A 12468-nucleotide genomic window follows, 5' to 3' on the forward strand; every position below is an offset into this window, starting at 1 on the left:
CGATAAATCTATTCTTGAAGTAAACTTTGTTGATACTTATACATATTTATCGCTACACTCAGCAACCCCATATATCCAATACCCAAGACGATTAACCCCATAGATATCTCTTCTAAAATACTGCTCGTCGCAGTAAAATATCCAATCCCTCCTGCTACGAAAAAGAACAAAACCATACAAGTCATCACTAACAACGCTATAGCTCCTTTCTTTTTATTCTGCCATATCTTTTTTGAGAAATTATTCTGAGTCTTCGTTGAATCCTGCAACGCAGAAAAACTCACTCCAATCCCAATTAACATTAAGGCGGTATTAAGATTTGGTAGAAAGGTATCTTTGATACCTAAAGCAAAATTATCATAAATAGATTTGCCACAATAGAACAATGCCAATAACATAAACGGGTATTGCAGGTAACTAATGATTTGGAAAGTTCTTTCTATATTCTTCATAAGTCGATAAAATGACGATATTAATTGTTCTAAATTGATTATTACAGCGACTAAAATACTAAATAAATCACAAAATAATAATCTAATAAATTTAATAATTAACAAACAACACTTACACACCCTATCTACTAACATATACCATAACACACTAAACAGATTATAACTAAAGAAATAAAACACTACAAAATAGCATAAACAAAAGCTGTTTTATCCAAACAAATATTAACAATCAAAGTAGATTAGTAAGATTATAGCAACTTGCCCTATTTTGTCAAACCGAATATTGGTTGTACATTTGTACCACAATAGCGCGGGATAGAGCAGTAGGCAGCTCGTTGGGCTCATAACCCAAAGGTCACAGGTTCGAGTCCTGTTCCCGCTACTAAGTGAGAACCACTTCATAATATGAAGTGGTTTTTTCTTGAAATAATATAACTTTATTACGCCTATTTTATAAAAAAAGGGATTACTTAACGTAATCCCTTTTTTTATTGGATAAAACTAGAGCCGTCTATAACGGCTCTACTATTTATTATATCTACGATAACTGCTCTTGAATCTCTTCCCACTCAGTCATTAACGCATCTATCTTAGTTTTCTTCTTCTCGTATTCACTAAAGAAACTAGCATCAGCCATTAACTTTTCATAGTCTACAGCTAGGCGTTCATCATCTTTAGCTACTTTCTTCTCAAGTTCTGCTATTTCACTCTCTATCTTACTTAATCTATTTTGAAGTGTCTTTTGCTTCTTTTGATCTTCATAAGACACAGGCGCTTTCTTCTCCTCCACTACTACAGCTTTAGCCACCGGAGCAACGGTTACTTTCTCGATCTCACGCATATTCTGTGCATTGCGCTCTTCTAGGAAGTAATTGATATCACCTAAGTATTGCTTTATCTTTTGATCCTTAAACTCATAAACTAGCTGTGTTAACCCCTGAAGGAAATCACGGTCGTGAGATACCAATAGTAAAGTTCCTTTAAAGTTCTCTAGTGCCTTCTTTAATACGTTCTTAGATTTAATATCCAAGTGGTTCGTCGGCTCATCCATCAGCAACACATTGATAGGAAGAAGTAACATCTTACATAACGCAAGTCTATTACGCTCACCTCCTGAAAGAACTTTAACCTTCTTCTCTACAACATCCCCTCTGAATAAGAACGATCCTAACATATCACGTACTTTCACACGATTACCATCAGTAGCTGCATCTAACATTGTATCTAGTACAGTTTTTTCACCATCTAAGTAGTCTGCTTGATTCTGTGCGAAGTATCCTAACTGAACATTGTGTCCTAACTTAATAGTACCATCATATTCAAACTCCTCCATTATCGCTTTAATCAACGTAGATTTACCTTGACCATTCTGCCCTACAAATGCTACTTTAATTCCACGCTCTACTAATAAATCAATATCTTTAAAGATAACTTTATCACCATAACGCTTCGTTACTTTATCAATCTCTAGAACTACTCTTCCTGGATCAATACTTACGGGAAACGAGATATTCATTACCGCATTATCATCCTCATCTACTTCTATACGCTCTACTTTATCAAGTTTCTTGATAAGAGATTGCGCCATAGAAGCCTTCGTAGCTTTATATCTAAACTTCTCGATAAGTTTCTCAGTCTCTTCTATCTTCTTTGCTTGATTCTTTTGAGAAGCTAATTGCATCTCACGAAGCTCTTCTCGTAGTATTAAATACTGTGAATACGGCTTATTAAAGTCATATATCTTACCTAATGATATTTCTATCGTACGGTTAGTTACATTATCTAAGAACATCTTATCGTGAGAAATAATAACTACTGCTCCAGCATAAGCTTTTAAGAATTGCTCTAACCAAATGATACTCTCGATATCCAAGTGGTTCGTCGGCTCATCCAGAAGTAGCAAATCATTATCTTGTAATAATAACTTCGCTAACTCGATACGCATACGCCAACCTCCTGAGAAAGTATCCGTCTGATTATTAAAATCCTCACGTTTAAAACCAAGACCTATTAAGATACGCTCTGTGTTACCCACATAGTTATATCCTCCGATAATCTCAAAACGGTGAGTCAAATCACTTAGTTTCTCGATTAACTCACTATAACTTTCAGACTCATAGTCTGTACGTTCGTTTAATTCAATATTAACTTTTTCAAGGTCTGCCTCGACTTTCTTGATCTCCACGAAAGCTTGATAAGCTTCGTCTAGTACAGTTCTACCAGGTGTAAATTCGATATCCTGTCTTAAGAATCCGATACGGAGCTCTTTCTCAATAGCCATACTTCCCGTATCAGGCTCTAAATCTCCTGATAATAATTTCAACATAGTGGACTTACCAGCTCCGTTTTTCCCAACTAACCCCACTCGGTCACCTGCGCCGATGCGGAATGTCACATTCTCAAATAAATACTCACCAGAAAAAGAAACTGATAGATTGTGTATATTTAACATACTTAGATTGTACTAAAATTTAAACTTCTTATATCTATGGATAGAGATATTCTCTTCTAACGCCATAGCATTTTCAATATTATTATATAATTTCTCAGCTAAGAAAGGGCCTAAAAGAACTCCTCTAGTTCCCAGTCCATTTAAAACATGAACTCTTGCTGATTCTCTACTTCTTCCTAATAATGGTCTACGATCCTTAACTGTAGGTCGCACACCAGCGTTATGAGCTACCACTACAAAGTCTAACTCCACAACGTCTTTTAATCCTTCTATAAGCTCTTTTAACCCTTCTTCTGTAGGTGTATCAGACTTGTCCTCCCAATCATAAGTAGCCCCAACTTTATACAAGTCATCACCAATAGGAATCAAGAACACATTAGCTTTAAGGATAAAGTCTATATTTAGATTTGGAATCTTAACCAATAACACTTCTCCTTTAGTTCCGTCAAGTGGCAGATCTTTAAAGAAAGGGTTATTCAACATACCAAATCCCTCAGCAAATACAATATGCTTCGCCTCAATATCTTTATAAGTAACACTTTCTTCAGTATAACTTAATTGATCATAATCAAATGTCTCTTGTCTATAGCTATCAATTGAAGACAAATACGTTCTGTAAGCTCCTATCAACGTTTTGGTCTCTACATACCCTGTTGAACTTACTTCTCCAAAGCCAAATGGAGACTTCACTCCATTTACATCTTCTCTAACTAACTTAGGCTTCAGAAATTTCTCTAGATTAGGTTTATCAGCTGCGTGAAACCAGTTATTTTGTTCTTCTACTGATAACAATCTTCTATATAAAGGCATCTCGAACATAAACTGAACTCCTAGTTTATGTTCTAAAGTAGCATAAAAAGGCATTGCTATCTCTAACTGCTCCTCAACTTTCCAAACATCAGTAAAACGCTTTAGAACAACAGGATTATACATCCCCCCCGCCATCAAAGACGAAGAACGTTGCTCATTATCAATCACAACAAAGGTCTTACCCTCAGATGCAAGTTTCTCAGTAAAACAGATACCTGCCAAACCAGTTCCAACTACAATATAATCTACCATACCTATAAGCATTAAAAAAGCTCTTACCTAATCTAATAGATAAGAGCTTAATAAATTAGAAACTACAAAATTAGTAATTCCACATATCATCTTCAAGGTTTCGAATCAATTCTTTAATTCTTTCTCCCTCAAATAAACGTTTTAAATCATTATTCTTGATATAATCGTCAATTTTACGATTACCATATTGATTATCTGCCTTATAAATAGTAGCACTAAATCTTCTTGAATTTAACAAGTGATCAAAGTTGATCGGATTAAGTGGGTTCTTAGCATTGAAAGCATAGTTCTCAAATAACACATTACGAGCATCGCTAAAGAAGATCCAGAATAACTCTACGTAATTCTCATTTGCAGATCCCTTAGTATATAAATCAGCTACTACTGGTGCTATACCTAATAATCTATATTTTAACTGTCCTTCATTTCTATCAAAGAACCACATACCCATAATGTGATATTCTTTCACATCAGAAGCTCTAAGCTCTACTCTTTGAATATACTCTTCAGGAACTGCTTCTCCAGCATTTTTATACTCAATACCAGCGTCTGTTGTATCAACTCTAGAGAATGAATCTCCGATGTCAGCTAAAGTACGTTTAGTTTTAAAATCACTATCATCATATACCTCAGTAATTTCACCTGATTTTATTCCATCAATTAAAACTTGAAATAAAGGTTTTTTCCCTTCAGATGAATACTCATCGATAGGGTATAGATACATTTCATTTGCTTTCTCAGCTAAAGAAATGTTCTCCCATACTTTAATACCAAATAAGATATCCTTCTCGCGAACAAATCCATAAGGAATTGGTCCTTCAGCTTTAATTAAAATTTGCTCGATTGGCACAATACCAATATCCGCAGCAGATTTAGCATTCAATAGATTCGTTTGAGCGAAAGATGCTATTGAAAACAGCGTAAACACTATATATAGTGAAAAGTTTTTCCAGTTCATATTCTTCAATATTTTCTTCTTATAAATTTAAGCGAAATTACATAATCTCAAATGTACACGGTGATGTTTTTTTCAAGGCATAGTCTCCTGCACCTTCTAAACGCACCTTAATATCTGAAATCACTACCACTGATCCTAGATCAGCTTTACGGATAGCTGCTTTCGCTCTCTCATTCATTTTATTACCAGGAACAACGATACTAGGTTGCCCAGGAACTTGTACTACAAAACTAGTAACTGTAAGATTTAAATCAAAATCAAAATCTTCTAACTTAGCTCCAATAGTAACAATTTCTAAGTTTGACTTAGGTCCTTTAGCATTAAATTCTCCACGTACAGTACCTCTTGGTGAAGGGATATCTTTAATACGGAATACTTTGCTATCAGATACTTTTTGTCCATCAGGAAGAGTTCCTGTAACATTAATAGTCACCTCTCTACCTCCTTGTGGTCTTAAAGTATATTTACCACCTCCGTTGCTGCTTAATCCAGCTCCTGAAGCACTAACCTTATCATTAGAAATACCAGCGAAAGAGATTGTCAATGGGTTAGATACACCACGATAAACAACGTTCATCTTATCAGCTGAAATATTAGCTGAGTTAGGTTTAGGTACTACTACGTAGTTTCCTTTAATATCAATCTCCACAGGTTTACCATCTTCCATAAATGTAAATTTACCACCTATTTGGTGCTCACCTACATTACCAACTCCAAACCCAAGTCTTACTTGACCTCCGTCTAAAGCTGTTGCAAGATTAATATTTTGACCGTTAACTACAACTTTAGTAGGAACTGTTGATTTGTCATAACGACCTAATACAACTTTACCTTTAAAAGTTTCACCAGCGAAAAACGCAGATTTCTCAGGGATCACAATAGCTTCATAGTTTTTCATAGAAGCCGCTTTACTAAGCGTATTCCCCATTAAACTGTTATAAATCTCTGCCTCTACAATCTTAGCATCGTTTTGCATAGTTGACAATTTAGTCAACGAAGCAATAGCTGGGAAACCATAGAAATTATAGTTCAAATATGCTCTATCTTTTCCTTGGCTATCTTTAACATTCTCTAAATTAAACTTATTGTTTAAATCTAAAACAATTGGTTGGAACTTAGCATCTTTCTCTAAGATATCATTAAGCGCTTTTTTATACTTATTGATACCCGCAATAAAAGCTTCTCCTTCTTTTGAGTATTTATCTCCAGTAAACCACGCATCATTAATGATATCAGATTTATCCATACGTTCAGCTGGTAATTTACCATTTTCAGTACGTTCATTCTCAAATTTAGAAGTAATCATCGTCTTATATCCACCAATGAAGTCATAAAACTCCTGCGTGATTTTCTCAACTTGTTTTGCCTTTTTAGCAGGATCAGCAAATTGAGCAGGATTATCTTCAGCTTTTTTCTCTAAAGCACCAAGTAATCCTTCATTGTTTGACTTTGCACCATCGTTTGCAGCCTCAAACTTTTCGTTTACTACACCGAAAGCTGATAAAACCTCTGTTGATACCTGAAGTGCCATCATCGCGATGAACACAAGGTACATAAGGTTAATCATTTTCTGTCTAGGTGTCATTTTTTGTTTTGCCATTACCTTATAATATTTTAAAAATTATAAACTAATTAGCATTTCTATTCCCACCACCCATAGCAGAAAGCATTCCACCATAAACGTTGTTTAATGACGCTAAATTGTTTGTTAATGCTTGCATTTGCTCTTTTAATTGAGCGTTGTTTTCTGCTACAGCTTTATTGATCTCAGCATTAGCTGTTGCACTTTCTAACTGTACTTTATAAACACTGTTTAAAGACTCTAACTGTTGAGCAGCTAATGTCATTTCTTGTGCATATTTTTGTGTTGAAGCTACAGCATTCACACTAGGAGCCATCTCTTTAGAAGCAGCTTCGAAGTTGCGGATACTATTACCTAAACTACTCATTAACTCACCGTCAATCTTAGCATCTTTCAACATTTGATCTAATTTCTTAGATAAAGCACCTTCTGTATCTTGAGGTTCAGGAGCAACTACAGCTTGTTTTGCTACTTTCACTTCTCTAGCTTGTCCATCTTTTAATTCTGGATAAACTTTTGACCAATCTAGTTCGTCATCTACTGATTCGAATGCAGAGATAGCAAAGATAATTGCTTCTACTACTAGACCGATTGTTAACATATTATTACCATTCAATGGACCAAACTCCATGTGCGTAATTTTAAATAATGCACCGATGATAACTACTGAAGCTCCCATTCCATAACAGAAGTTCATCACTTTTTTAAATATTGCCATAGCTTTTTTTCTTCCTTATTTTTGTTAGATATATTAACGTGCCATTTTAGCTTGATTCACACGTGATAAAGAACCTGATACTGATTGTACTGTTCTAAATCCAATGTAACTTCTAGCTGAATCTGCATACTCAGAATCACGAGTAGCTACTTGTAAGAAATAAGCTGGATCTCTCCAAGAACCACCTCTTACTACTTTTAATGGGCTATCACTTGGTCTATTTCTAGGTTTCAATGCAGACATGTGATCATAACTTGAAGGATCGTAAGTAGAACTAGTCCACTCAGCTACGTTACCTGCCATGTTATATAAGTTATATCCATTCGGTGGGTATGCACGCACACTTGCTGTATATAATGCACCATCAGCTGCATAATCATAACGAGTTGGTTTAAAGTTAGCCATAAAACAACCTTTTTCATCAGTTGCATAAGGACCTCCCCATGGGTACATTGCTCCTTCTAGACCACCTCTAGCAGCATATTCCCACTCACTTTCCATTGGTAAACGGAATTCGTTAATCTCAAGTGTTTGTTTGTTATCTTTTAAGTGAATGTTTTTATACATTGATCTCCAAGCAGCAAAAGCTTTTGCTTGATTCCAACTAACTCCTACTACTGGATAATCTCCAAAAGCTTCGTGCCAGAAATAATCATTGTGCATTGGTTCGTTATAAGAATATTGGAATTCTTTAATCCAACGTGTTGTATCAGGATAGATTAATAAAGTCTCTGTCTTTAAGTGACGACTTCTTTTATTTCTACTTCCATTCGCTACATCTTTAGTTGCAGCATCTACGTCTACATAAGAATATTTAAACTTAAGTTTAGAATTATCAAAAGTAGTCATTCCATTATATGTCTCACTAGATGGGATATATAATGAATCCATTACTTCTACGTAGTTAGCATCAGGATATTTCTTTGTATCCTTAACTAAAGGTATTTTTTTATTTAAACGACGACCTGCATAGATATCATCACTAACCTGTAGGCTGTAATAATTCTCATACATATACTTTTGGTAAGGTGTCATTTTATCTAAATTCTCTTCAGCATCGACAAATGCATATGCACCGATACCTCCTGTTTCTTTAGCCACTCCCATTTCATCAGCTGCAACAGCTAACTTAGTACGGATAACCGAATCTTTTACCCAATCCACGAATTTACGGTACTGGTTATTTGAAATCTCCGTTTCATCCATATAAAATGAACCGATAGTCACTGTTTTTGTTGGTGCATCCTGAGCTCCTAAGAAATCTTCATTTGCTTGACCCATCGTGAAAGTTCCTCCTGGAATAAGAGACATACCCTGAGGCTTATCACTCATCCATTTTTTCCCTTCGTTACCGTGCATCAATTCTCCTTTATCTCCAGTTCCACAACTGGTCATCAAGGCCAAAACTGCTCCTAACGTAATGATCTTCTTCATATAATTTTAGGTTTTTTAAGTACTACTATAAAATAGTAACAAGTAATTTTTTTTCTTTTATTTCACAAAACAAAGCTAAAAATTAATTTAACTAAATATTTAATTTTGTTAAATTAATTTCACACTACACTCTTTTTTATTGTTCGCCACCATCTTTCAGGTATGATTTGGTTAATTGCCAACTCATAATCTTCATAGCTACATGGCAACAAAACCTTTCTTTCTGCCTCTAAAGTTTCTATCGAAGCCTCTATCCACCAACGTTCCGAGACATCACTCTTATAAAAGATTAAATCGTCATATCCCTCTACTGGCACGATATACTTCATATAACTCGCCTTGCTCACAAATGGGTATTCATTCGAACGATAATTAACTCCCTCTACAAAATACCAAAGCATTTGTGCTATTAATAACGTTTCATTCTTATTATTATTATAATTAAATATACCAAAAGATGAAACTCGATCACTTAATCCACTATATCGAGCTAAAGCACAAATCTCTCTCCCGTCAAATCCATTTGGATTGAAGAAATCAAAATTACCTGAATCTCCCGATTTTACTACAGTCATATCAATGCTTACAATATCTGCATCTCTTAAAACTGGCTCCGCTAATTTGATATTATTCGATATCTCTCCTACTCTATAAGCTTCAAAATACAAACTAGAAATTAAATCTATTTCCTCTTGAGCATTAAAATAAGTTTGATATCCAATATTTGAAAAGTTAAACAAATTAGTTGGCTCTTCAACTATAATACGCGTTAAATAGCTATTAGCAATATCCCCTTCTGTCTTAGATAAATCTAACTTCGCATCAATAGATACAAGGTTTACCGATTGTTCTAATGAATCATAAGCCCTATACATCGCATAAGTCATATCTTGAGATCCACCTACTAAAACAGGGATTACGCCTTGACTAATCAAGTCAGCCACTAATGCCTTAACTAAATAATAGGTATCTTCTAATCTTTCTCCTGCTACTACATCTCCTAAATCGATGATATTCACTCCCCAGTTACCCGGATATAATGAATACCACGCCTTGCGTATTTTACTAACATCTACGATACTTATACCTTCAGCATTTCCTCTATTATCATTAACTCCGATAATAGCTATAGAATAGCGTCCTTCGTTCTCAAAAGTTCCTCCCGAGAAAAAAGTAACTTTCTTTCCTATACATTGACTTTGTAAACCATCTATATAGTTAACTAGGTCTTTATCTATCAGTTTTAGCAATTCGTAAATCATGCTTTATTACTTTTTGGTGGTCTTTTTTGCTGTCGTAGTTTTCTTAGTTGTAGTTGCCTTTTTAGTTGCTGTTGTTTTCTTAGCAGCAGTCTTCTTAGCAGGTGTTTTAGCTTCTATCATTGCTTTTACCTCTTCTAGAGATAATGCAGCCGCATCCACATCTTTACTCAACTCTATTTTTACTTTTCCTTTCAGAATAACTGAACGTCCCCATCTAGCCTTCTCTACCTTAATTCCTTCTTCTGCCCAGTCGTGAATGACCTTATCCTTCTCCTTTTGAATTTTATCTTCTATCAACTCATTAATATCTGCCTGAGACAGATTATCAAAATTATACTTCTTATTAACGTTGATAAAAATACCATTCCACTTTAAGTAAGGACCGAAACGACCAACACCTTTCTGAACAGCTAGACCTTGATAAGTAGCGATAGGAGCATCTGCCTGCTCTTTCTCTTTGATCAATTCCATCGCTCTCTCTAATGTTACATCTCCTGGTTCTTCACCTTTTGGCAACGAGATAAACGTTTTTCCAACTCTTACATAAGGACCAAATCTACCATTATTCACTTCAATCTCTTCTCCATTATACTCTCCTAAGTTTTTAGGAAGCAAGAATAGAGCCAAAGCCTCTTCTAATGTGATCGTACCTATATTCTGATCCGCAGCTAAGCTAGCGAACTGTTTTTCTTCATCCTCCGGATTACCGATTTGAGCTACAGGACCGAACTTAGCTAAACGCACTAATACAGTACGTCCTGAATTAGGGTCAATTCCTAAAATACGTTCACCTGATTCGCGTTCTGCATTTTCTTCAACATCTTTAACTGTAGGGTGGAAGTGGTCATAAAACTCTTTCATCATCTTCGCCCAGTCTTCATTACCTGCCGCGATCTCATCAAAATCCTCTTCTACTTTAGCTGTAAAGTTATAATCTAAGATAGTCTTAAAGTTCTTTACTAAGAAGTCATTTACGATCATCCCAATATCTGTAGGTACTAGTTTCCCTTTATCAGATCCAGTCTTCTCTACTAACACCTTCTCCTTCACCTCAGCACCTTTAAGCATCATCATCTTATAGTTGCGCTCTTTTCCTTCTGTCTCTCCTTTTTCTACATACGTTCTAGCGATAATCGTAGAGATAGTAGGTGCATAAGTAGACGGTCTACCGATACCTAGTTCCTCCATCTTCTTCACTAGAGAAGCTTCTGTATATCTAGCCGCAGGTTTTGTAAAACGCTGTGTAGCTACTAAAGCATTTTGATCTAAACCTTCACCTACTTTTAATGATGGTAAGATACCTTCAACTTCTTCATCCTCATCATCGTGTCCCTCTAAATATACTTTTAAGAATCCTTCAAATAGCAATACTTCTCCAGACGCCACAAATTGTTCTTTAAACTTGTTTGCCTCGATACGTACATTTGTTCTTTCTAGTTGAGCATCACTCATCTGAGAAGCTAACGTTCTCTTCCAAATCAAGTCATATAAACGAGCTTGATCTCTATCTACAGCAGCATTATGAAGAGCCATATTAGTTGGACGAATCGCCTCGTGAGCCTCTTGAGCTCCTTTACTTTTCGTTACATAAGTACGCGGTTTAGAATATTCCGCACCATAAGATTTCGTGATTTCAGCCGCAGCCGCACTCATTGCATCTTTTGATAGGTTCACACTATCGGTTCTCATATATGTAATTAACCCACTCTCATACAAACGCTGTGCTAACATCATCGTTTGTCCTACTGAATAGTGAAGTTTTCTAGCTGCTTCCTGTTGAAGCGTAGAAGTTGTAAATGGTGCTGCAGGAGATTTTTTCGCAGGTTTAGTTTCTAAATCTGCTACCCTGTATGCTGCACCTATATTAACTGCTAAGAAATCTCTTGCTTCTTTCTCAGTTGCAAAGTTCTTAGGCAATTTAGCTTTTAATGTTTTTCCTTCAGCTGTTTTGAACTCAGCTGATATATGATAAGATGACTCTACTTTAAAGTCATTAATCTCTCTTTCTCTCTCCACAATAAGACGCACAGCCACAGACTGCACACGCCCTGCTGATAGACCACCTTTAACTTTCTTCCATAATATAGGTGAAAGTTCATACCCTACTAGTCGGTCTAAAACACGTCTAGCTTGCTGAGCATTCACTAAGTTATAATCTATCTGACGAGGATTATCTATCGCTTTTAATATCGCATTTTTTGTAATCTCATGGAATACAATACGCTTAGTATTTGTATCCTTTAAATTTAGTTCTTCCGCTAAGTGCCAAGCAATAGCCTCTCCCTCACGGTCCTCATCGGATGCTAACCAAACCATTTCAGCTTTCTTCGCAAGATCCTTTAACTTCTTAACTACCGCCTTCTTATCAGATGATACTTCATACTTAGGCCTAAAGTTATTCTCTACATCTACTCCTATTTCTTTAGAAGGTAAGTCTGCTATGTGCCCATAACTAGATTCTACCTGATAATCCTGTCCTAAAAATTTTTCAATGGTTTTTGCCTTTGCAGGTGACTCAACAATCACTAAATTCTTTGCCATACTTCAT

9 protein-coding genes and 1 tRNA gene are annotated in these 12468 nt (G+C 35.7%); 1 reads left to right on the forward strand and 9 read right to left on the reverse strand.

The features are described from left to right. Positions 1-8 precede the first annotated feature (8 nt). Positions 9-452: a hypothetical protein gene (locus tag CF599_RS00980; RefSeq protein ID WP_121964176.1), complete on the reverse strand. Its 444-nt coding sequence runs from the start codon at positions 450-452 to the stop codon at positions 9-11. A 309-nt stretch (positions 453-761) separates the two neighbouring features. Here CF599_RS00980 and CF599_RS00985 point away from each other — a divergent pair. After that, positions 762-834 (forward strand) — tRNA-Met (locus CF599_RS00985). A gap of 156 nt (positions 835-990) precedes the next feature. Here CF599_RS00985 and CF599_RS00990 read toward each other — a convergent pair. From CF599_RS00990 to topA, 8 genes are all read right to left on the reverse strand, one after another. Further along, positions 991-2904, reverse strand: a complete 1914-nt coding sequence (locus CF599_RS00990; protein WP_121964177.1) for an ABC-F family ATP-binding cassette domain-containing protein — start codon at positions 2902-2904, stop codon at positions 991-993. 12 nt (positions 2905-2916) lie between these two features. Beyond that, positions 2917-3978, reverse strand: coding sequence for an FAD-binding oxidoreductase (locus CF599_RS00995; RefSeq protein ID WP_121964178.1), 1062 nt, complete (start codon positions 3976-3978; stop codon positions 2917-2919). A 58-nt stretch (positions 3979-4036) separates the two neighbouring features. Further along, on the reverse strand, positions 4037-4924 hold the full coding sequence (gene gldN / locus CF599_RS01000) for a gliding motility protein GldN (RefSeq protein WP_121964179.1): 888 nt from the start codon (positions 4922-4924) through the stop codon (positions 4037-4039). A gap of 37 nt (positions 4925-4961) precedes the next feature. Then, entirely contained in the window at positions 4962-6524 is a 1563-nt protein-coding gene (gene gldM, locus CF599_RS01005; protein WP_121964180.1) for a gliding motility protein GldM, read from the reverse strand. A gap of 28 nt (positions 6525-6552) precedes the next feature. Next, positions 6553-7224, reverse strand: coding sequence for a gliding motility protein GldL (gene gldL / locus CF599_RS01010; RefSeq protein ID WP_121964181.1), 672 nt, complete (start codon positions 7222-7224; stop codon positions 6553-6555). Positions 7225-7257: 33 nt separating this feature from the next. Next, a complete protein-coding gene (gldK, locus tag CF599_RS01015; protein ID WP_121964182.1) occupies positions 7258-8658 on the reverse strand; it encodes a gliding motility lipoprotein GldK in 1401 nt (466 codons plus the stop codon). A 119-nt stretch (positions 8659-8777) separates the two neighbouring features. Next, positions 8778-9920, reverse strand: a complete 1143-nt coding sequence (locus CF599_RS01020; RefSeq protein ID WP_121964183.1) for a formimidoylglutamase — start codon at positions 9918-9920, stop codon at positions 8778-8780. Positions 9921-9926: 6 nt separating this feature from the next. Then, the gene (gene topA / locus CF599_RS01025) at positions 9927-12461 is read right to left on the reverse strand and encodes a type I DNA topoisomerase (protein ID WP_121964184.1); all 2535 of its coding nucleotides are present in this window, start codon (positions 12459-12461) and stop codon (positions 9927-9929) included. Positions 12462-12468: the final 7 nt, after the last annotated feature.

The organism is Myroides sp. N17-2 (genome assembly GCF_002286775.1).
In the GTDB taxonomy this organism is placed as follows: domain Bacteria; phylum Bacteroidota; class Bacteroidia; order Flavobacteriales; family Flavobacteriaceae; genus Flavobacterium.